Origin of the sequence: Rhizobium lentis (genome assembly GCF_017352135.1) — a bacterium.
Lineage (GTDB): Bacteria > Pseudomonadota > Alphaproteobacteria > Rhizobiales > Rhizobiaceae > Rhizobium > Rhizobium lentis.
Genome location: NZ_CP071454.1, coordinates 2,399,857 through 2,419,358, shown reverse-complemented (window position 1 = coordinate 2,419,358; position 19,502 = coordinate 2,399,857). Strand labels below are relative to the sequence as shown.

The window sequence follows — 19,502 nt, the reverse complement described above, 5'->3', positions numbered from 1 at the left end:
AGCACGATGCCGAAAAGTGTGAGCGGTTTTCGGACGACATCATGCTCTTGCTATTTAACGGGCATCGCCGGAATGGCGATGCGTCAGACAAGGCAAATAAGATGCTGCGACCGATTACGCAACCGGAATGAAGCTGTCCACTATTCGCTGATGCGCTGGACGACGGCGCCGCAGCGGGTCAGCTTCTCTTCGAGCCGCTCAAAACCGCGGTCGAGATGATAGACGCGGGAGACGGTGGTCTCGCCCTCGGCGGCAAGGCCGGCGATGACGAGCGAGACGGAGGCGCGCAGATCGGTTGCCATGACCGGCGCGCCGCGCAGGCGCTGGACGCCCTCGATCTTGGCCGTCTGGCCCGAGAGCGTGATCCTGGCGCCGAGCCGGGCAAGTTCCTGCACGTGCATGAAGCGGTTTTCGAAGATCGTCTCGGTGACATGCGAGATGCCGGAGGAACGGGTCATCAGCGCCATGAACTGCGCCTGCAGGTCAGTGGGGAAACCCGGGAAGGGATCGGTGACGATATCGACCGGCTTGATGCCGGCGCCGTTGCGCCTGACGCGCATGCCGTTGTTGGTCGCCGAAATGTCAGCGCCGGCGCGGCGGAGCGTTTCCAGCGCGGTTTCGAGCAGCGCCACGTCGGTATTTTCGAGCACGACGTCGCCGCCGGCCATGGCGACGGCCATGGCATAGGTGCCGGTCTCGATGCGATCGGGCAGCACGCGGTGACGGGCGCCGGAGAGCGAAGTCACGCCTTCGATGGTGATGGTCGCAGTACCCGCGCCCGATATCTTGGCGCCCATGGCGTTCAGGCAGTTGGCGAGATCGACGACCTCGGGCTCGCGGGCGGCATTGCCGATGACGGTCGTGCCGCGGGCAAGCGTCGCCGCCATCATCATCACATGAGTGGCGCCGACGGAGACCTTCGGGAAGGTGTAGCGCGCGCCGATCAGGCCGCCGTCAGGCGCCCTCGCATTGATATAACCGGCATCGATTTCCATGGTGGCGCCAAGCGCCGTCAGGCCGTCGATGAAAAGATCGACCGGGCGCGTGCCGATGGCGCAGCCGCCCGGCAGCGAGACGCGGCAATGGCCTTCGCGCGCGAGCAGCGGGCCGATGACCCAGAAAGAGGCGCGCATCTTCGAAACCAGCTCATAGGAGGCGGTGGTATCGACGATGGTGCGGCAGGTGAAATGGATCGTGCGGGCGTAGGAATCTTCCTGACGCTCGCGGCGGCCGTTGACGGCGACGTCGACGCCGTGATTGCCGAGGATGCGCATCAACAATTCGACATCGGCCAGATGCGGCACGTTTTCCAGCGTCAGCGTATCGCTGGTCAAAAGCGAGGCGATCATCAGCGGCAGTGCGGCATTCTTGGCGCCGGAAATCGGAATGATGCCATTCAGCTCATTGCCGCCGACGATTCTGATACGATCCATGTGCGCTTACTTTCTGAAAGTTCTGCCTTGAATGAAGGAGGAGGTGTTTAGGAGATTTCTGAAGAGGCTTCAATTCGTCCGGGACGGAACATTACGATTCGTCCATTTTTGCGGCGGGCAGCCCATTTGTCTCGTCGGCCTGGCCGGAACGGCGGGCGCGCACCTGCTGTTTGCGCCTTGACAGATTTTCCCTGAGCTTTTCGGCGGCGCGCTCGCGGCGCAGTTTCGCCTGTGCCTCGATCGCCTCTTTACGGCTCTTCTGGCCGGTTTCGGTCTTGTCGTTCATGTCAACAGAATTAGCCGAATTCGCGCCATTCCAAAAGTCCCTTGCATCTCTATCCACGCGAAGTTGGATTTTGCGGCTTGCGCTTGTCGTCAAGCTGTGGCAATAGCCGCCCCGTTCCCGCGAAATGAGCCGCCCGGCTCCGCGCGGATCTGGTCCTGCTGCCGTAGCTCAGTGGTAGAGCACACCCTTGGTAAGGGTGAGGTCGGTGGTTCAATCCCACTCGGCAGCACCAGTTTTCTCTCGGACACCATTTTCTTAAGCGTCTGGCTGCCCTCATCCGGCTGCCGCCACCGAGCTGGTCGAGCCAACGATCTCGACCAGTCCTTCGGCCCCGCTTGCCGGACGGAGAGGATATGCCGCAACCTCCGTCCCTCGCGAAGCTCTCGCGTGGCACGTCCCCTCGCCCCGTTTACGGGGAGAGGGTTAGGGTGAGGGGCAGCCATCTGCACGAAGAGGACAGCATTGCAGCACAATCGGGAATTTCGGTATCTTCGAGATAATAAGGCAGGAACGGGGATAATTGCCAGCGTTCCATCCGTTCGGCAGTTATCACGAGATCTTCATCTGGCTCGAATATGCCCTCGACGTACCATCGATTGAGACTTATCCGTGCGTAATAGGAAGCGATATCGATTCCCAATGACGGCAGCCTAACCCGCATATATTCCCGCTGCATTCTTGGGACGACTTCAGTGGAAAGGCGCGCCAGGAAAGCCTCTTCAGCGGCCCTCTCTGCGCCGTGGGCTAAAACCGGCATTGCCAGCGCGCCGCAGAGCAAAGCAGCCTGGATCAAATTTCCATCTAACCCCATATCGAGCCCCTCAGCTTTCCCGAGCATGGTAGCGGTAGCGGCGCGCAAGCGCCACACAACTTATCTGCGACTACTCAAAATTCCTCCGGGCGTGCACACCCACGCGATTCGCCTTACTCAAGTTGGCATTCCGCCTCATCAGCAACAAACGATTCACCATTGTTGACGGGAAAAATCGCGCTAGAATGCCTACCATGGCGGCGTCTGTCCTAGGAATGGGAGGCGCTGCACCCGTGTTTCTGTCGACAATCGTGGAGGAGTATCGATGGCAACTGAGAGATGGAACAGCCCGGTGACGGTCGGTTTCGAAGGCGCCGATGCGCGAACGGTCACCGGGCCGTTCGATGCCTTGAAATGCCTGGCGGATTTCTGGCCGAGTTCGCGCGGACTTCATTATATCAAGGCCCGCAGCACCTGCCGGGCAGCGCTGGACGGCCGTAAAAGCGTGGAGGAGGCGAGGGCCGAGTTCCTGGCGGCGGCCGAAGAGGCGAAGCTGAAGCTGCATTAACGCAAGCAGGGGCGCCCGACGGTTTTCGGTTTGGTCAGCAAGCTGTCCCGCGATGGTGCATTGTTTAATTTTCACTTAACCCTGCATCGAGCAGGTGCCGGGTTTTGGAGCAAAGGGCGTTGCACCTGAGCCAGCTGTTTCGATAGAAAACATCCAGCCGTCATGATGACGGTCAGAGGCTCGTCATCCGGAAACGCAGACGAGCCTCGATCGAGCGGATCGGTTTCAGCAAGCCGAGCCGGCCTCATTCTCCATCTCGATATATCCCACACCGATAATCGTGCCGTCGGCCGCGCGGATGAATGACGGCAGATAGTGCGGCTCCGCCGGCTCGCAGGCGGTCGTCTCGGTATATTCGTTGAAGGCGATCTGATCCTTCGGCAAAGCGGAATAATCCATGCCCGTTTCAAGCGAGGCATAGGCTGGGCTGGCAAAGACGCCGCAGCCGATGATCAAGGTGGACGCCCGGAGGCGAAGAAGCGTCTGCATGATGGTCTCCAGCGTTTCAGGTCCGGCTTTTCAACACCTGGGAGGGCGCTTTGGTTCCCTCAGCGCCGCAACAGGGGCCCACGCACATCGCCTCGGCCGACCAGGATTTTCCGGGCGTCGAGATCGCCGAGCGCATGAAGGAGGCTCTCGACTGAAGCACTTGTCCCCGCCGCGCCGTGACCCTGCCGGTCGGATTTATCAAGATCGGGAAAACAGGTTCGGATAATATTCAAAGACAATAGGCAGGCAGCCCTTGGCGAAAGTTGGAACGCTTTCCATATCCCTCGGCAGTCTGTAGAGGGATGACGAATGAAAGCGTTTTTGCCCGCCTTGTTGGCCGGGGCCATGCTCGCCGGCTGCTCCTCGGTCGATACGCCGGCGCTGGAACCCATTCCCGGCAGCATCACCTATGGCGGCCAGCCGCGAACCAAGCTCACCAAGTCGCCGATCGGCAGCGCCGTCCATCACCAATTCTACAGCGAGACGGGCCAGCGCGTGGAGGAAACCTATATTCTCCAACCGGACCGCAGCCTGAAACTGGTGCGGCGGGTGGTCGGTCCGGATTTCCCCGATTGAGGATTGCCCGCTTACCGGCTTGACAGCGGCGGCAATCGCGAACATTCAAGGAACATCTAATCTTGCCGCAGTGATTCTGCGGGAGCCCGACCGGACGGCTGGATGTATCTCGAAAAGCTCAATCCCCAGCAGCGCATGGCCGTCGAACACGGCACGCTCACCGACGGAAGCCATATTGCCGGGCCGCTGCTGGTCATTGCCGGGGCGGGCTCGGGCAAGACGAACACGCTGGCGCATCGGGTCGCCCATCTCATCGTCAAGGGCGCCGATCCCCGCCGCATCCTGCTGATGACCTTCTCGCGCCGGGCGGCGGCCGAGATGGCGCGACGCGTCGAGCGCATCTGCCGCGACGTTCTCGGCGCCAATGCCGGCATCATGGCCGACGCACTTTCCTGGTCCGGCACCTTTCACGGCATCGGCGCGCGGCTGCTGCGCGATTATGCCCAACAGATCGGCCTCGATGCCGATTTCACCATTCACGACCGCGAAGACAGTGCCGACCTGATGAACCTCATCCGGCACGACCTCGGCTTTTCCAAAACGGAAAGCCGCTTTCCGGCCAAAGGCACCTGCCTTGCCATCTATTCCCGGGCGGTGAACTCCGAAACCGCGCTCGACCAGGTGCTGCGCGATGCCTTTCCCTGGTGCGCGGCCTGGGAGAAGCAGCTGCGCGAGCTTTTCGCCTGCTATGTCGAGGCCAAGCAGGCCCAGAACGTGCTCGATTACGACGACCTGCTGCTCTACTGGGCGCAGATGGTCGGCGAGACCGCCATTGCCGAGGATATAGGCAGCCGCTTCGACCATGTGCTCGTCGACGAATATCAGGACACCAACCGGCTGCAGGCCTCGATCCTGCTGGCATTGAAGCCGCAGGGCCAGGGGCTGACCGTCGTCGGCGACGATGCGCAGTCGATCTATTCCTTCCGCGCCGCGACGGTGCGCAACATCCTCGATTTTCCCGCGGCCTTCAGCCCGGCCGCCAATATCGTCACGCTCGACCGCAACTACCGCTCTACGCAGCCGATCCTCGCCGCCGCCAATGCCGTGATCGATCTCGCCTCGGAGCGCTTCACCAAGAACCTGTGGACCGAGCGCCAATCGGCGGAGCGGCCGCGCCTCGTCACGGTGCGCGACGAGGCCGAACAGGCGCGTTATGTCGCCGACAAGGTGCTCGACAATCGCGAGGAAGGTCTCAAGCTCAAGCAGCAGGCCGTGCTCTTTCGCGCCGCCCATCACAGCGGGCCGCTGGAAGTCGAGCTGACCCGGCGCAACATTCCCTTCGTCAAGTTCGGCGGGCTAAAGTTTCTCGACAGCGCGCATGTCAAGGACATGCTGGCCGCCCTTCGCTTCGCCCAGAACCCGCGTGACCGGGTGGCGGGCTTCCGGCTGATGCAGATCCTGCCGGGCGTCGGGCCGACGACCGCGCAGAAGGCGCTCGACCTGATGGCCCAGGATGCTAGCCCGCTGTCGGCTCTGGCCGCCATGCCGGCGCCGCCGCGCTCCGGCACGGATTGGACCGATTTCGTTTCGATGCTGCAGGAGCTGAAATCCGGCAAGGCCGGCTGGCCGGCGGAAATCGGGCTGGCGCGGCAATGGTACGCGCCGCATCTGGAGCGGCTGCACGAGGACGCATCGACACGGCAGGCCGACCTGCTGCAGCTCGAGCAGATCGCCGGCGGTTATGCCTCGCGCGAGCGCTTCCTTACGGAACTCACGCTCGATCCGCCGGATGCGACCAGCGACCAGGCGGGCGTGCCGCTGCTCGACGAGGACTATCTGATCCTGTCGACCATCCATTCGGCCAAGGGCCAGGAATGGACGAAGGTCTTTATGCTGAACGTCGTCGACGGCTGCATTCCGAACGATCTCGCCGTCGGCACGACCGCCGAAATCGAGGAGGAGCGCCGGCTGCTCTACGTGGCGATGACCCGCGCCCGTGACGGCCTCGATCTCGTCGTGCCACAGCGCTTCTTCACCTACGGCCAGAACACGCAGGGCGACCGGCACGTCTATGCCGCGCGCAGCCGCTTCATTCCGGCGACGCTCTTACAGTTCTTCGAGGCCTGCAGCTGGCCGCTGGTGAAATCGGAAGCGGCCGCCCAGGCGCAGGCGCGGCAGGTGCGCATCGACGTCGGCGCCCGCATGCGCGGTATGTGGCGATAGGGCGCGCCGCGGGCAATCCGATCCTACGACGCGCTCCGATATGGTCCTGCCTGACAGGCTCAGTAGTCCCAGAATACCGGCACCCAACGGAAGGCTTCACCTTCGACCGCCACGCGGCCTACGGACGGGAACGGCAGGTGCGTGGCCACCAGCTGTTCGCCGGTCGCCGCCAGCTCCCGCAAGAGATCGAGGCGAACACGCGCCGCCTCCTCGGGATAATGTTCGAAACCATTGTACCAGTCGGGGTGCTCGAAGCCGACCGCAAAGATGGCGTCGCCGGCGAATGTCAGACGGTCGCTGCCGGATGCCAGGCGAACGACACTGTGCCCAGGTGTGTGGCCGCCGGTGCGGCGGACGATCACTCCGGGCGCCACTTCGGACTGCTCGTCGAACTGCCTGAGATGGCTGCCGTATTCGCTCAGGAAACGCTTCGCGGTCGCCCGAAGCGCGTCCGGGAAGCCGGGCGGCATGGACACATGGCTGAAATCGGGCGCTTCCCAGAACTTGGCCTCGGCGGCCGCCACATGAATCCTGAGGTCGGGACGCAGCCGGTCCTTCACCCCATCGACCAGCAGCCCGCCAATGTGATCCATGTGCAGGTGGGTCAGCACCGCGTCGGTCACGGATCCCAGATCAATTCCGGCGGACTCCAGTCGCCTGATCAACTGCCCTGCCCGCGGCAAGTTGAGGTCCGGATCCAAACCCAGCCCAGCGTCGATGAGGATGGTCTGTCCGCCGCTGCGCACCAGAACCACGTTCAGCGCCCAGTCGAAAGCGTCCGGCGGCAGGAACATCTCGTCCAGCCAGGCTGCTCGGTCGGCCGCGTCGGCGTTGTGTCCCAGCATCGCAGTCGGGAGCGGCAGCACCCCATCGCTGATGATCAGTACCTCAATTTCACCGATCCGCACCGCGTAGCGCGACGGAACCAACTCATCAGGCTGCCGTGGCCTGCCGGACTGCGGACTGCCCGGGTCCATGTCCGTCTCTTGCTGACTGCGAGGTCTTGCTTCTGCCTGTGACATGATGCGCTCCTGTTTTGCGTGATCGAGACGTGTCGTTACGGGACGTCGCGGACACTATGTCGAAGCGTGTTTGGCGGTCGATCAGGTCAAGGGAGAGGGAAGGTTCGCCTTTAGCACAGGAGGACCTATGGTTTCGGCGGGATGCCGCGACGATTTGGTGGTGGCGCGGCTGGCATGAGGACGCAGGCGCCCTCACCTCCCGGGCGGTGCCCGCATCGATCAAGGCAAGAAGTTTATTGCGTCAGAGCGAAAGCGGCGGTTCGGCCGGTTTCAGGAAGCGCTCGACCGTTTCGGCCGGTACCGCCTCGACTGACGCCGGCGACCATCGCGGATTGCGGTCCTTGTCGATGACGGCGGCGCGAATGCCTTCGAAGAAATCGGGATTGTCAAGCATTTGCAGGCAGACGCCGAGCTCACGGCCGAGGCACTCGGCAAGGGAACTGCTGGCACGGCCGGCCCTCAGCAGCCGCAGAGCAAGCTTCAGGCTGGTCGGCGAGCGCGTCAGCAGTACGCGGCGCGTCTCGGTGGCGAATTCGCCCTCTTCTGCGGCAAGCGCCGCAAGAATTTCTTCGACGCTGCCGAAACCGAATGCTCGGTCAATCACCGCGGCATTCTGCCGCAGCCGGCTTTCACCCTGGGGCTCGGCAAGTGCCTGCAAGAGGGCATCGACATCGCTCGCCGTGCTGCCGCGCGGCAGGTCCGAAAGAGCATCGATCACCGCGCCGAGCCGCGGCGAGGCGACCTGAAGATCGGCCAGGCCGGCGTAGATCGCGTCGGCAGCGCCAATATCGAGGCCAGTCAGGCCGAGCCATGTTCCGGCCTCGCCGGGCGCCTTCGGCAGCAGCCAGGTGGCGCCGATATCGGGGACATAGCCGATGCCGGTTTCGGGCATGGCAAGGCGGGTGCGCTCGGTGACGATGCGGTGCCTTCCGTGGGAGGACAGGCCGACGCCGCCGCCCATGGTGATGCCGTCCATCAGCGCGACATAGGGTTTGGGGTAGGAGGCGATCTGATGGTTGAGACGAAATTCCTCCCGCCAGAAGGTTCCGGCGAGACCATCGCCGGCGCGGGCGCTCTCATGCAGGGCGCGGATATCGCCGCCGGCGCAGAAACCGCGTTCGCCTTCGCCCGTGATGACAACGCTCGCCACATTGGATTCGGAGGCAAAGCCATCAAGTACTTCGGTGAGCGTGCGGATCATCGGCAACGTCAAACTGTTCAGCGCCCGCGGCCGGTTGAGCCGGATGATGCCGGCAGTGCCCTGCCGTTCGATGATCACTTCGCCGTGCTGCATGGTTCACCTCGCCTGTTGAACCATGCATAGCCGAGGATGCGGCATCGCTCCAGCATTTCCAGCCAACACCGATCGTTTGCTCAGGCCGACAGCAAATCCCGGGCCGGCGTTGCGACGTCGCAGCGGGCCACACTGTCGATGGCGAGACGAATCCCTATGGCCTTCAATTCCTCGGCGAGGGCTTCGGGGACAATAAACAGGCGAACGTCGGCGGGAAACCACTCAGAAGGATGCGGCGGCAAGGGCCCGATGGATGCTGTGCAGGTCGTCGACGTTCCTGTTTGACAGGAAGAGTTCCCAATCGAGCGAGCTCTGGACGATGGTTTCCAACGAATCGTAGCGGGGCATCCAGTCGAGCACCTGCCGGGCGAGCGAAGCGTCGGCGACGACGCTCGCCGCATCGCCGGCGCGGCGCGGCGCCATGTGGATCTTGAAGGAATGCCCGTGCAGGCGGGTGACCATGTTCAGGACGTCGAGCACGGAATAGCCGCTGCCATAACCGCAATTGGCAACGAGCGACGCCTTGCCCTTGCGCAGGTGCTGCAGCGCTTTCAAATGCGCATCGACGAGGTCGGTGACATGGATGTAATCGCGCACGCCGGTGCCGTCATGGGTGGGATAGTCGATGCCATAGACATGGACGCTGTCGCGCTTGCCGAGCGCTGCCTCGCAGGCAACCTTGATGAGGTGCGTGGCGCCTGATGTCGACTGGCCGGCGCGGTGGCCGGGATCGGCGCCGGCGACGTTGAAGTAGCGAAGCGCGACATAGTTGAAATCATAGGCGGCGGCAGCATCACGCAGCATGAACTCGGTCATCAGCTTCGACTGACCGTAAGGATTTTCCGGATTGAGGGCGGCCGTCTCCTTCACTGGCAGATCCGTCTTCTGCTGGCCGTAGACGGCGGCCGTCGAGGAGAAGACGAAGTTGCGGATGCCGGCCTTGATCGAGGCGGAGAGAAGCGCCCGGGTCTTGCCGGAATTGTTGTCGTAATAGGAGAGCGGATCGGCGACTGAGACGGGGACGACGGCCGAGCCGGCGAAGTGGACAATCGCCTCGATGTCGTTTTCGATGAAGATCTTCTTCAGGACGCCAGCGTCGGCGATGTCGCCGAGATAAAAACGCGCCGCCGGCGCCACGGCCCAGCGGAAGCCCGTGGAAAGGCGGTCGAGCACGACCACATCCTCGCCCGCATCGATGAGCGCCCACACCATGTGACTGCCGATATATCCGGCGCCGCCCGTCACCAAAACCGCCATGTCCCACACCCCTGCTTCCATTTATCAGCAGGGGCATCAGGCGCCGGTTTTCTTTCCAATTTTCTTATCACAGCGCCCTTGGAAGGCTTGTGAACGGGTATGTTTGGAGTCGTGGTTAGAGGCCGATTTCGGTCTTTGCTACAGTTTTATCGATCGGGCGATTCCGGCACGCAACCGCCTGGGCAGGCGTGCCTGCGCGTCCTCTCAACGCTTGAGGATGTAGTTGCAGAGACGCTCGGCCGCGATCGCCATCTGGGTGGGGTCGCGCAGGAAACAGGCGCGCAGGAAAAGCTCGCCGCCGGCGCCGAACGCTTTCCCGGGAGCAAGGCCGACGCCCGTCTTGTCGACGATGTCGATGGCAGCGCTGCGGCTGTCCGTGACGCCATCGATCTTGAGGAAGGCGTAGAGCGCGCCGTCCGGCTTCAGCGTCTCGACGCGGTTGGTGGCAATCAGCGCGTCGCAGAGAATATCGCGGGAGCGGGCCGCCTTGGCGATATTGGCGGCGACGAAATCGTCGCCGAGATCAAGCGCTGCGACGGCGCCCTTCTGCATGAACTGTGCGACGCCCGACGTCGAATACTGGACGAGGTTTTCGAGCACCTGTCCCATCTCAGGCGGTGCGACGATCCAGCCGACACGCCAGCCGGTCATCGACCAGTTCTTCGAGAAGGAATTGACGAAGATGATCTTGTCGTCCGGCTCCATCACGTCGAGGAAAGAAGGCGCACGGCCGCCGGCAAAATAATAGAGGGCGTAGATTTCATCCGCCATGATCCAGAGGTCGTTCTTGCGGGCAAGCGCCAGGATATCGCCGAGATCCTTTTTTGTCGCCGTCCAGCCGGTCGGATTCGAGGGCGTGTTGATGAAGATGCCCCTGGTCTTCGGTGTGATGGCGGCCTCGACGCGGTCGAGATCGAGCGCCCATTTCCCGCCTTCGAACTGCAGCTCGACGCCGACGGAGCGGGCACCTGCTATTTCGAGGGCTGCGGCAATATTGGGCCAGGCGGGGGTGAGGTAGACGAACTCGTCGCCGGGCGAGGTCAGTGCCTGCACGGAGATCTGGATCGCCTGCATGCCGGAGCCGGTGACGTAGAAATGCTCAGCCGGCAAGCGGACGGAAAAGTGCCTGTTGTAATAATCCGACAGCGCCCGGCGAAGCTCCGGAATGCCGCGCTGCCAGGTGTAGAAGGTCTCGCCTGATGCAAGCGCATCCATCGCCGCCCTGCTGATGAAATCGGGCGTCGGCAGGTCGCCTTCCCCCACCCAGAGCGGCAGCAGTCCTTCGCGGCCGCGGGCATAGTTGACGACTTCGACGATCCCGCTTTCGGGCGCCGTTAGGGCGCGCGGGCTGAGGCTTTCCATGATCGACATGCATATCTCCGGTTTCCGCCTTCATAGAGGATTTGCGTCGGCAAATCCCATGATATCCAGTGATGGCACATCGATTTTGGTGATGAATTAGCCCGGTTGGCTGCCACTCATCCGGCTGCGGCCACCTTTCTCCTCGTTTCGGACCCGCGGCAGCCCCCACCGGGCAGGCGGATGAAGGGCAGCTATTCAGTCGCAGCTCAGGCTTGAGCTCGGATCAGACCGTTGGGCGCTTGGCGAGGAGATCGCGGATTTCCATCAGCACCGCGACATCTGCCGGCGGCGGCGGGACCTCTTCCGGTGCGGTCTTTTCCTTGCGCTCGACCTGTTCGCGTAACGTATTCACAGCCTTGACCATCAGGAAGATGATCCAGGCAAGGATGAGGAAGTTGATGAGGACGGTGATGAAATTGCCGTAAGCGAAAACGGCGCCCTGGGCGCGGGCGGCGGCGAGCGTCGGTGCGTTGACGGCCGACGAGAGCGGCAGAAAGTAATTGGAAAAATCGAAGCCGCCGAAAACGGCGCCGACGATCGGCATGATGATGTCGTCGACCAGCGATTTGACGATGCCGCCGAAGGCACCGCCGATGATGACGCCGACGGCAAGATCCATGACATTGCCGCGGGCGATAAAGGCCTTGAACTCATTGAGCATCGGATCCGTCTCCCTTCGATCCTATTTCAGAGATATGCCGTCGTTTCGATTAGCTACATCTTCATTGCAATTAATCAATCGGCAATCGCAATTATCTGGTGCAACCGCGCCCCGGCCTTTGACTTAAGGCGTAGATCAGCGGGAATTTTCAAGGCATCTGAAATGACTTAAGCTGACCTCATTACGGCAGGTCCCGGCGGCTTTTCGCCGGCGGAGGGTCAATGCTTCCAGGCTGGGTCATATTCGCGTCTGCCTTCGGCTATCTGCTCCTGCTTTTCGCCGTGGCAAGCTACGGCGACCGCAAGAACCGCGGCCCGGGCACGTTTGGCCCAAGCGCGCTCGATGGCGGTTGGCCCGTCGTCTATGCGCTCAGCCTTGCGATCTATTGCACCTCCTGGACCTATTTCGGCAGCGTCGGGCTCGCCGCGCAGCGAGGCCTGGAATTTGCCGGCATTTATATCGGCCCGATCCTGGTCTTCACGCTCGGCATGCCGCTGCTTCGCCGCATCATCGCGCTCGCCAAGGCGGAGAAGCTCACCTCGGTTGCCGATTTTGTCGCCGCGCGCTACGGCAAGAACCCGACAGTCGCCACGATTGTCGCGCTGATCTCGCTAATCGGCACCATCCCCTATATCGCGCTACAGCTGAAGGCGATCTCGAGCACCGTCGGCGCCATGGTCAATCCGTCCGATTACGGCATCGGCAGCGGCAATCTCTATTTCCTCGACCTGCCGCTCGCAGCAACCCTGGTGCTTGCCTGTTTCGCCATCATGTTCGGCACCCGGCATACGGATGCGACGGAACATCAGGACGGCCTGATCCTCGCCGTTTCGATGGAATCGGTGGTCAAGCTCGTCGCCTTTCTGACGGCCGGCGTCTGCGTCATCTGGTTCCTCTTCGACGGCCCGGCCGATCTCTGGCAGAAGACCGTCGACAACGCGCTTGTTATGTCAGCGCTGAATTACCATACGCCGATCAGCCGCTGGATCACCCTGATCCTGCTGTCGGCCTTCGCGATCATCTTGCTGCCTCGGCAGTTCCACGTGACGGTCGTCGAAAACCGGACGCCGAAACAGCTCAAGCTCGCAGGCTTCCTGTTTCCCAGCTATCTCATCGCCATCAATCTTTTCGTGCTGCCGGTGGCGATTGGCGGGCTCCTGACCTTCGGCGGCGCCGGCAACGCCGATTTCTACATGCTGTCGCTGCCGCTGGCCGGCGAGATGCCCGTGGTGACGCTGATCACCTTCATCGGCGGCTTCTCGGCCGCAACGGCGATGGTGATCGTCGATTCCGTGGCGCTGTCGATCATGGTGTCGAACGACATCATCATGCCGATCTTCCTGCGCCGCAAACTCGCCGGCCGCGCCGGACAGCGCGACAATTTCGCCAAGACGCTGCTCAACATCCGCCGCAGCGCCATCTTTGCCGTGCTGCTTTTCGGCTATGCCTATTACCGCTCGACCGACAGCACTGCCGGGCTTGCCTCGATCGGCCTGCTTTCCTTTGCGGCGATCGCGCAGATCGCCCCAGCGCTTTTCGGCGGGCTGATCTGGCGACGGGCGAATGCGCGCGGCGCGATCCTCGGCCTGACCTCCGGCTTCGTCATCTGGGTCTACCTGCTGTTCCTGCCCTCCCTTGGCGGTCCGGATTATTCCTATGTGGCGAGCGGCGTGCTCGGCTTCATCTTTCCCGGCTCGACGCTGTTTACCACGGCCGAGGCCGATCCCCTGGTCAATGCGACCGTCATGAGCCTGCTCGTCAACACTGCCTTCTTCATCGTCGGCTCGCTCACCCGCAATGCCCGGCCGCTAGAACGCATCCAGGCCGGCATCTTCGTCAAGCGGCATTCGCGCTCGCAATTTGCCACGCGCGGCTGGAAGACCCGCATCAGCGTCGGCGATCTCAAGGCCGCGATCTCACGTTATCTCGGCGAAGAGCGCATGCAGCGCTCGTTCACCACCTATGAACAAGGCTCCGGCCGCAAGCTGGAGGACGAGCAGCCGGCCGACATGGCGCTCATCCATTTCAGCGAACAGCTGCTCGGCAGCGCCATCGGCTCCTCCTCGGCAAGGCTGGTGCTATCGTTGATCCTGCAGAAGATCGAGGACGCCTCATCCGATACCGCCTGGCTGCTCGACCAGGCGAGCGAGGCGCTGCAATATAACCAGGACATGCTGCAGACGGCGCTGTCGCAAATGGATCAGGGCATTGCCGTCTTCGACAGTTCCAACCGGCTGACGATCTGGAACCGGCGCTTCCGGCAATTGCTGGATCTGCCCGAGACTGCCGGCCAAGTCGGCTTTCCCCTCTCGGAGATCGTCACGACGCTCAGCCAGCGCGGCGACATCGCGCCGGGCGATCTGCAGCAGACCGTGCGGCATTTCCTGACGCTCGACAAACCCTTCTCGCTGGTGCTCGGCGGCGGCGAGCGGATCATCGAAGTGCGCTCCAACGCCATGCCGGACAAGGGCATCGTCGCCACCTTCACCGATATCACCCAGCAGGTGAACGCCGACCAGGCACTGAAACAGGCGAACGAGACGCTGGAACAGCGCGTCGCCGAACGCACGGCGGAGCTTACCCGTGTCAATCGCGAACTGGCCGAGGCACGCGCCGCCGCCGACGAGGCGAATATCGGCAAGACACGCTTCTTCGCGGCCGCCGGCCATGACATCCTGCAGCCGCTGAACGCCGCCCGGCTCTATTCTTCGGCGCTGGTCGAACGCATGGCGCAATCCGACAACAGCCCGATCGTGCGCAACATCGATTCCGCGCTGGAATCGGTTGAAACGATTCTCGGCGCGGTGCTCGACATTTCGAGGCTCGATACCGGCGCCATGCGGCCACGGCTCGCCTCTGTCGCCCTCTCCGACCTGTTGGAGCGGATCGAGACCGATTTCGCGCCGATCGCCCGCGAGAAACAGCTGAAGCTGGTGGTCATGCCGACATCGCTCAGGGTCCGCTCCGACCCCAATCTTCTGCGCCGGCTGGTGCAGAACCTCGTTTCCAACGCCATCAAATACACCATAACAGGCAAGGTGCTAGTCGGAGCGCGGCGGCGCGGCAACCAGGTGATCATCCAGGTGATTGATTCCGGCATCGGCATTCCGCCATCGAAATTCCGCACCGTGTTCAAGGAATTCGCCCGGTTGGACGAAGGCGCCAAAACCGCTTCCGGCCTCGGGCTCGGCCTTTCGATCGTCGACCGCATCGCCCGGGTGCTCAACCACCCGGTAGAGCTGCAGTCGACCCACGGCAAGGGCACGCAATTCCGCATCGCCATGCCGCTCGACATCGCGCGCCCGGCAGAGGCTGCGGCCGCCGTCACCCCGCCGGATCGTCCGGGGCAACCGCTCAAGGGGCTGAAGATCCTCTGCATCGACAACGAGCCGAATATCCTCGAAGGCATGCGGCTGCTGCTCAGCGGCTGGGGCTGCGAGGTAACGGCGGTGGATTGCCTCGCCGACGTGATCGCCATGGACGGCCGCGGCGGCCCGCCGGATCTTGCCATCGCCGACTATCATCTCGATGACGGCACCGGCATTGCCGCAATCCTGCATCTGCGTCGGCAGTTCGCCGCCGATATTCCCGCCTTGCTGATCACCGCCGACCGCACGCCTGAGGTGCGCAGCGAGGCCGAGCGGCATGACATCGCCGTTCAGCACAAACCGGTGCGGCCGGCGGCGCTGCGCGCCTATATCACCCAGATATCCGGCCTCAAGCGCGCGGCCGCGGAATAGTTCACGCCCTGCTCATGACACGCTCGACCAAGTCGCGCACACGCGCCGCATCCGGCACGTCGCCAAAGAGGATGCGATACATGATCGGCGCCACCACCTGGTCCATCACGCCATCGACATCCGGGAAGGTTTCGCCGCGCGCCTTGGCCCTGTCGGAGATGACGATGATCTGCTGGCGGGTATATTCGCAGCATTTGCAGGCATTGGCGCCGGCCTGCGCCGCCAGCACGTCACGGATCATCTCCCGGCCCGGTCCGGAGGACATTTCCTCGGCATATTGCTCCGCCCATGCCTGGAGGTCAGCCTCGCCGCTCCCGGCGTCGACCGGCTGCATGTCCGGCCGCAGCCGCTCGACGGCGACATCGGCAAGCAGCTCCTGCAGATCGCCCCAGCGGCGATAGATGGTCGACGGCGTGACACCCGCCTTGGCGGCGATCATCGGGATCGTCACCTCGGCGCGGTTCATCGCGGCCAACAATTCGCGAACCGCCTTGTGCACCGACGCCTGAACCCGGGCGCTTCTGCCGCCCGGACGGAGATTCTCTTTCACTGCCATGCCTGCAACCCGATTTCGCCCTGACTCCGATAGTTCAAATTCTTTGACAGGACCATAAACGCAAATAATTTGCCTTTAGCTGACATTCACCCTACATGGAGCTAACGCAACGGCTTAGCTTTAAGAGGGCTTATATATGGTCGCCGCAGCCGAATCCACAGAGAATACGCCGCCCCCTTCGCTCGGTTTCCATGCGCTGACGCTCGCCACCTTCTTCGGCGCCTCCTCGGTGCCGACGCCGCTCTACCGGATCTATCAGGAGAATTTCGCCATTTCGCCGGTGCTGATCACCGTCATCTTCGCCGTCTACGCATTCGCGCTCTTGGCGGCGCTGCTGACCGCCGGATCAATCTCCGATCATCTCGGCCGCAGGCCGGTGATCTTTACCGCCCTGCTGCTCGAAATCGTCGCCATGGTCCTGTTCGTCGCCGCCGGCGGACCCGGCTGGCTGATCGCTGCGCGGATCGTCCAGGGTGTCGCAACCGGGATCGCCGGCGCATCGCTCGGGGCAGCGCTCGTCGATGTTGACCGGGCGAAGGGCCAGATCGTCAATTCAATCGCGCCGCTTTCCGGCATGGCGGTCGGCGCAATCGGCACCAGCGCCTTGATCCAATATGGCCCCTTCCCGATGCATCTCATCTATGCGCTGCTGCTCGTCGCCTTCGCGCTGCAGGCAGCCGCCATCTGGCTGACGCGCGAAACCGGCAGCACGCGGCCGGGCGCGCTCGGTTCGCTCGTGCCGCGGGTATCGATTCCGCCGGAGGCGAAACGGCCGCTCTCGCTGGTGACTCCGATCAATATCGCCAATTGGACGCTCGGCGGCTTCTACCTTTCGCTGGTACCGTCCCTGGTTGCCAGCACCACCGGCAGCACCGCACCGCTGACGGGCGGAGCGGTCGTTGCCGCGTTGACGGCAAGCGGGGCGACCGCTGTCTATGTCAGGCGCAGCAAGACGGCCGCGGCCAATCTCCTCTTCGGCGTTTCCGTGCAGACGCTTGGCATTCTGACCGTCGTGGCCGGCGTGCATCTTGCCAATGTGCCGCTGCTGTTGATAGGCACCATCTTCACCGGCGCCGGTTTCGGCACCAATTTCCTTGGTTCGATCGGCACGATCATGCCGCTTGCCAAGGCGGACGAGCGGGCCGGGCTGCTGTCGGCTTTTTACATCCAGAGCTACCTCGCCTTCAGCCTGCCGGCGATCCTTGCCGGGTTCCTGGCGAAATCCGCCGGTTACCGGGTGACGACGGATATTTATGCGAGCGCCATCCTGCTGTTGCTGGGCGTCGGGATCGTGGCCCTTCGCACCGGCCGGCGGGAGGCCGCGGAAAGTGCTGCCTGACATTCGTCACGGCTGGAGATCAAGCAGCGCGCGGCCGCTGCCATCCATGGCGAAGGGCACGGAGGCATGCTGGTGGGCGACCAGCCAGCGGCCGTCCTGCTTGACGAGGCCCAGCGTCTGGCGGAACCAGAGATCAACCTCGGCGCCATCCGTCTTGGTCCCCGTCATGTGCATGAGGCCGCTCCAGAAGGCGACGTCCCCGCCGACCGTCAGCTTGGCATCGCGCACTTCACCGCCGATCGGGCCTTCCCAGGTGTCGAACCAGGCCTGAAGACCCGCTTCGTCCTTGCCATTGCTGACAAGCGGCGGCGCCAGGGAAAACTCGACGGAATCCTCCGCCTCGTAGGAAAGTGCCTCCTCGGCGTTCTTTTCGCCGAGCGCCCTCGCCCGCATCATCAGCATGGCGATGATCGCCTCTTCCTCGCTTCTGGTCTTCGCTTCGTCTTTCACGGTCCTTCTCCTTTTCCGTTGCGGACAGAGGACGAACGGGAGAACGACGATCCGACAAAGTTTGCGCTATTCCAGCAAAACTGTCGTGCGTTTTTGCGTCAGAGATAACTTGTCACTTCAGGCTCGTTCCACCAGGCATCGTGCCTGCCGTCGGCATAACGGACGGGCAGAGCTGCCAGTTCCTGAGGAGTGATATCGTCGAGGCAGGCGATGTTGATGGAGACGTAGGCGCCGCCGATCGCCTCGACATAACCATGGCCATAGGCCGGCACGCCGCAGGTGCGGCAGAAGCGGTGATGCCCGCTCATCGTGTTGAACTGGTAATCCGATGTCTCCGCCTCGTCGCACATCAGCCGGAAATCCTCCGGCTTGACGTTGGCGCCCCAGTAGCGGCGCTTACTGCAGATCGAACAATTGCAGCGGCCGGTGCCGGCTTCGAGGTCGATGTCCACCTCGTAATGCACTTTGCCGCAATGGCAGCTTCCCCGGTGGGTTTTCTTCATCGCGCTCTCCTCCTTCGGCGTTGCCTTCAGTTGCCGGATATGACAATATGTTGTCATTATGAATGAGATACAAAATAGACAACATGTTGTCAAACGAAATCGACCGAAGCGAACGATGGAGGGAGATGCCTTTTCCGCTTTCGCGATCACGGCCCTACGCCTCGCCGGTCATCTGACAGCGGCGGGCGACCAGCTGGCAAAGCCGGCCGGACAGACGAGCGCGCGCTGGCAAGTGCTGGCCGCGGCACGGCGCGGCGACATGTCGGTGGCGCAGATCGCCCGCACGCTCGGCCTCGCCCGCCAGGGCGTGCAGCGGCTTGCCGACGTTCTGCAGGGCGAAGGGTTGATCGCCTATGCCGACAATCCGCAGCACCAGCGGGCCAAGTTGGTGCGGCTGACGACGGAAGGGGCGGATCGGCTCGCCGTCATCGAGGTCTCGCAGGCCGGATGGGCGAACGGGCTCGGCGCAGCCTTTACGTCAGCCGAACTCGATGCGGCACGGGCGGTGATGGCGCGGGTGATGGAGATGCTGGAGGGTGGTGAGACGGGTGGCGATTGACGGGGTTGCCGCGGATGCATTTCTTGGGAAAAGTCACAGCATCACCCGTCGGAAACGAAAAAAGGCCGGGCTAACCCGACCTTCCCTTCCATCTCAACGAACCGTGCCAGTACATCCGTGGTCACGGTCCGGAGATGATATTCAAGCCCTGCTGCATATTTGCAGCAAGTCAAAGTGTTATAGCGTCCTTTGCGCGTCCAAAGGCGCGTGGGCGCTGTGAAGGCTCAGGCCGCCTGGAGGCGGTCGGCCGACATCTTGCCGGACTTCTTGTCGCGGACGAGCTCGTAGGAGAGCTTCTGGCCATCCTTGAGATCGCGCATGCCGGCGCGCTCGACGGCGGAGATGTGGACGAAGACGTCGGCTGCGCCGTCATCCGGCTGAATGAAGCCGAAGCCCTTGGTTGCGTTGAACCACTTTACGGTACCAGTGCTCATGACGATATCCTTTTCGAATCGTTCATAGAAGATTGCAACCCAGACAGAGGCGGGGCGGC

General features: G+C 62.8%; 19 protein-coding genes and 1 tRNA gene. 7 read left to right on the top strand and 13 right to left on the bottom strand.

Annotated elements, in window-relative coordinates:
• Positions 1-140: 140 nt before the first annotated feature.
• Positions 141-1,433, bottom strand: a complete 1,293-nt coding sequence (murA, locus tag J0663_RS11645; RefSeq protein ID WP_207240496.1) for a UDP-N-acetylglucosamine 1-carboxyvinyltransferase — start codon at positions 1,431-1,433, stop codon at positions 141-143.
• A gap of 91 nt (positions 1,434-1,524) precedes the next feature.
• Positions 1,525-1,719, bottom strand: a complete 195-nt coding sequence (locus J0663_RS11640) for a hypothetical protein (RefSeq protein ID WP_011423945.1) — start codon at positions 1,717-1,719, stop codon at positions 1,525-1,527.
• Positions 1,720-1,876: 157 nt separating this feature from the next.
• On the opposite strand from J0663_RS11640, the gene J0663_RS11635 reads away from it, so the two are divergent.
• Positions 1,877-1,951: transfer RNA gene (locus J0663_RS11635), tRNA-Thr, on the top strand.
• A 177-nt stretch (positions 1,952-2,128) separates the two neighbouring features.
• On the opposite strand, the gene J0663_RS11630 is transcribed toward J0663_RS11635, so the two are convergent.
• On the bottom strand, positions 2,129-2,557 hold the full coding sequence (locus J0663_RS11630; protein WP_246590276.1) for a hypothetical protein: 429 nt from the start codon (positions 2,555-2,557) through the stop codon (positions 2,129-2,131).
• Positions 2,558-2,795: 238 nt separating this feature from the next.
• Here J0663_RS11630 and J0663_RS11625 point away from each other — a divergent pair, with 238 nt between their 5' ends.
• On the top strand, positions 2,796-3,038 hold the full coding sequence (locus tag J0663_RS11625) for a DUF982 domain-containing protein (protein WP_010034787.1): 243 nt from the start codon (positions 2,796-2,798) through the stop codon (positions 3,036-3,038).
• 225 nt (positions 3,039-3,263) lie between these two features.
• On the opposite strand, the gene J0663_RS11620 is transcribed toward J0663_RS11625, so the two are convergent.
• Positions 3,264-3,527, bottom strand: a complete 264-nt coding sequence (locus J0663_RS11620) for a hypothetical protein (protein ID WP_207240495.1) — start codon at positions 3,525-3,527, stop codon at positions 3,264-3,266.
• A 309-nt stretch (positions 3,528-3,836) separates the two neighbouring features.
• Between J0663_RS11620 and J0663_RS11615 the strand changes: the two genes are divergently transcribed.
• Positions 3,837-4,103, top strand: a complete 267-nt coding sequence (locus J0663_RS11615) for a hypothetical protein (protein ID WP_207240494.1) — start codon at positions 3,837-3,839, stop codon at positions 4,101-4,103.
• 102 nt (positions 4,104-4,205) lie between these two features.
• Positions 4,206-6,266 carry an ATP-dependent helicase gene (locus J0663_RS11610; RefSeq protein WP_207240493.1) on the top strand — a complete coding sequence of 687 codons (2,061 nt, stop codon included), beginning with the start codon at positions 4,206-4,208 and terminating at the stop codon, positions 6,264-6,266.
• A 59-nt stretch (positions 6,267-6,325) separates the two neighbouring features.
• Here the strand turns inward: J0663_RS11610 and J0663_RS11605 are convergent, their stop codons facing one another.
• The 5 genes from J0663_RS11605 to mscL form a co-directional block, all read right to left on the bottom strand.
• Positions 6,326-7,288, bottom strand: a complete 963-nt coding sequence (locus tag J0663_RS11605) for an MBL fold metallo-hydrolase (protein WP_207240492.1) — start codon at positions 7,286-7,288, stop codon at positions 6,326-6,328.
• Between the two features lie 241 nt (positions 7,289-7,529).
• On the bottom strand, positions 7,530-8,582 hold the full coding sequence (locus J0663_RS11600; RefSeq protein ID WP_207240491.1) for an enoyl-CoA hydratase/isomerase family protein: 1,053 nt from the start codon (positions 8,580-8,582) through the stop codon (positions 7,530-7,532).
• A gap of 222 nt (positions 8,583-8,804) precedes the next feature.
• On the bottom strand, positions 8,805-9,839 hold the full coding sequence (gene galE / locus J0663_RS11595; protein ID WP_207240490.1) for a UDP-glucose 4-epimerase GalE: 1,035 nt from the start codon (positions 9,837-9,839) through the stop codon (positions 8,805-8,807).
• A gap of 204 nt (positions 9,840-10,043) precedes the next feature.
• Positions 10,044-11,210: a pyridoxal phosphate-dependent aminotransferase gene (locus J0663_RS11590; protein WP_207240489.1), complete on the bottom strand. Its 1,167-nt coding sequence runs from the start codon at positions 11,208-11,210 to the stop codon at positions 10,044-10,046.
• A gap of 214 nt (positions 11,211-11,424) precedes the next feature.
• Positions 11,425-11,862 (bottom strand): large conductance mechanosensitive channel protein MscL, encoded by a 438-nt coding sequence (gene mscL / locus J0663_RS11585; protein WP_207240488.1) that lies wholly within the window; start codon positions 11,860-11,862, stop codon positions 11,425-11,427.
• 221 nt (positions 11,863-12,083) lie between these two features.
• On the opposite strand from mscL, the gene J0663_RS11580 reads away from it, so the two are divergent.
• The gene (locus J0663_RS11580) at positions 12,084-15,602 is read left to right on the top strand and encodes a hybrid sensor histidine kinase/response regulator (protein ID WP_207240487.1); all 3,519 of its coding nucleotides are present in this window, start codon (positions 12,084-12,086) and stop codon (positions 15,600-15,602) included.
• A 1-nt stretch (position 15,603) separates the two neighbouring features.
• On the opposite strand, the gene J0663_RS11575 is transcribed toward J0663_RS11580, so the two are convergent.
• Positions 15,604-16,158, bottom strand: coding sequence for a TetR/AcrR family transcriptional regulator (locus tag J0663_RS11575; RefSeq protein ID WP_207240486.1), 555 nt, complete (start codon positions 16,156-16,158; stop codon positions 15,604-15,606).
• A 136-nt stretch (positions 16,159-16,294) separates the two neighbouring features.
• On the opposite strand from J0663_RS11575, the gene J0663_RS11570 reads away from it, so the two are divergent.
• Positions 16,295-17,497: an MFS transporter gene (locus tag J0663_RS11570; protein ID WP_207240485.1), complete on the top strand. Its 1,203-nt coding sequence runs from the start codon at positions 16,295-16,297 to the stop codon at positions 17,495-17,497.
• A 6-nt stretch (positions 17,498-17,503) separates the two neighbouring features.
• Here the strand turns inward: J0663_RS11570 and J0663_RS11565 are convergent, their stop codons facing one another.
• Positions 17,504-17,947: a YybH family protein gene (locus tag J0663_RS11565; protein ID WP_207240484.1), complete on the bottom strand. Its 444-nt coding sequence runs from the start codon at positions 17,945-17,947 to the stop codon at positions 17,504-17,506.
• Positions 17,948-18,045: 98 nt separating this feature from the next.
• Positions 18,046-18,450 carry a GFA family protein gene (locus J0663_RS11560; RefSeq protein WP_207240483.1) on the bottom strand — a complete coding sequence of 135 codons (405 nt, stop codon included), beginning with the start codon at positions 18,448-18,450 and terminating at the stop codon, positions 18,046-18,048.
• A gap of 58 nt (positions 18,451-18,508) precedes the next feature.
• Here J0663_RS11560 and J0663_RS11555 point away from each other — a divergent pair, with 58 nt between their 5' ends.
• Positions 18,509-19,009, top strand: a complete 501-nt coding sequence (locus J0663_RS11555; protein WP_207240482.1) for a MarR family winged helix-turn-helix transcriptional regulator — start codon at positions 18,509-18,511, stop codon at positions 19,007-19,009.
• A 224-nt stretch (positions 19,010-19,233) separates the two neighbouring features.
• Here J0663_RS11555 and J0663_RS11550 read toward each other — a convergent pair whose 3' ends face one another.
• A complete protein-coding gene (locus J0663_RS11550; RefSeq protein ID WP_207240481.1) occupies positions 19,234-19,443 on the bottom strand; it encodes a cold-shock protein in 210 nt (69 codons plus the stop codon).
• Positions 19,444-19,502 lie beyond the last annotated feature (59 nt).

What these genes read in the sequence shown, in the direction of transcription:
- murA (WP_207240496.1), bottom strand. Translation starts at nt 1,433, where the DNA reads ATGGATCGTATCAGAATCGTCGGCGGCAATGAGCTGAATGGCATCATT.
- J0663_RS11640 (WP_011423945.1), bottom strand. Translation starts at nt 1,719, where the DNA reads ATGAACGACAAGACCGAAACCGGCCAGAAGAGCCGTAAAGAGGCGATC.
- J0663_RS11630 (WP_246590276.1), bottom strand. Translation starts at nt 2,557, where the DNA reads ATGCTCGGGAAAGCTGAGGGGCTCGATATGGGGTTAGATGGAAATTTG.
- J0663_RS11625 (WP_010034787.1), top strand. Translation starts at nt 2,796, where the DNA reads ATGGCAACTGAGAGATGGAACAGCCCGGTGACGGTCGGTTTCGAAGGC.
- J0663_RS11620 (WP_207240495.1), bottom strand. Translation starts at nt 3,527, where the DNA reads ATGCAGACGCTTCTTCGCCTCCGGGCGTCCACCTTGATCATCGGCTGC.
- J0663_RS11615 (WP_207240494.1), top strand. Translation starts at nt 3,837, where the DNA reads ATGAAAGCGTTTTTGCCCGCCTTGTTGGCCGGGGCCATGCTCGCCGGC.
- J0663_RS11610 (WP_207240493.1), top strand. Translation starts at nt 4,206, where the DNA reads ATGTATCTCGAAAAGCTCAATCCCCAGCAGCGCATGGCCGTCGAACAC.
- J0663_RS11605 (WP_207240492.1), bottom strand. Translation starts at nt 7,288, where the DNA reads ATGTCACAGGCAGAAGCAAGACCTCGCAGTCAGCAAGAGACGGACATG.
- J0663_RS11600 (WP_207240491.1), bottom strand. Translation starts at nt 8,582, where the DNA reads ATGCAGCACGGCGAAGTGATCATCGAACGGCAGGGCACTGCCGGCATC.
- galE (WP_207240490.1), bottom strand. Translation starts at nt 9,839, where the DNA reads ATGGCGGTTTTGGTGACGGGCGGCGCCGGATATATCGGCAGTCACATG.
- J0663_RS11590 (WP_207240489.1), bottom strand. Translation starts at nt 11,210, where the DNA reads ATGTCGATCATGGAAAGCCTCAGCCCGCGCGCCCTAACGGCGCCCGAA.
- mscL (WP_207240488.1), bottom strand. Translation starts at nt 11,862, where the DNA reads ATGCTCAATGAGTTCAAGGCCTTTATCGCCCGCGGCAATGTCATGGAT.
- J0663_RS11580 (WP_207240487.1), top strand. Translation starts at nt 12,084, where the DNA reads ATGCTTCCAGGCTGGGTCATATTCGCGTCTGCCTTCGGCTATCTGCTC.
- J0663_RS11575 (WP_207240486.1), bottom strand. Translation starts at nt 16,158, where the DNA reads ATGGCAGTGAAAGAGAATCTCCGTCCGGGCGGCAGAAGCGCCCGGGTT.
- J0663_RS11570 (WP_207240485.1), top strand. Translation starts at nt 16,295, where the DNA reads ATGGTCGCCGCAGCCGAATCCACAGAGAATACGCCGCCCCCTTCGCTC.
- J0663_RS11560 (WP_207240483.1), bottom strand. Translation starts at nt 18,450, where the DNA reads ATGAAGAAAACCCACCGGGGAAGCTGCCATTGCGGCAAAGTGCATTAC.
- J0663_RS11555 (WP_207240482.1), top strand. Translation starts at nt 18,509, where the DNA reads ATGAATGAGATACAAAATAGACAACATGTTGTCAAACGAAATCGACCG.
- J0663_RS11550 (WP_207240481.1), bottom strand. Translation starts at nt 19,443, where the DNA reads ATGAGCACTGGTACCGTAAAGTGGTTCAACGCAACCAAGGGCTTCGGC.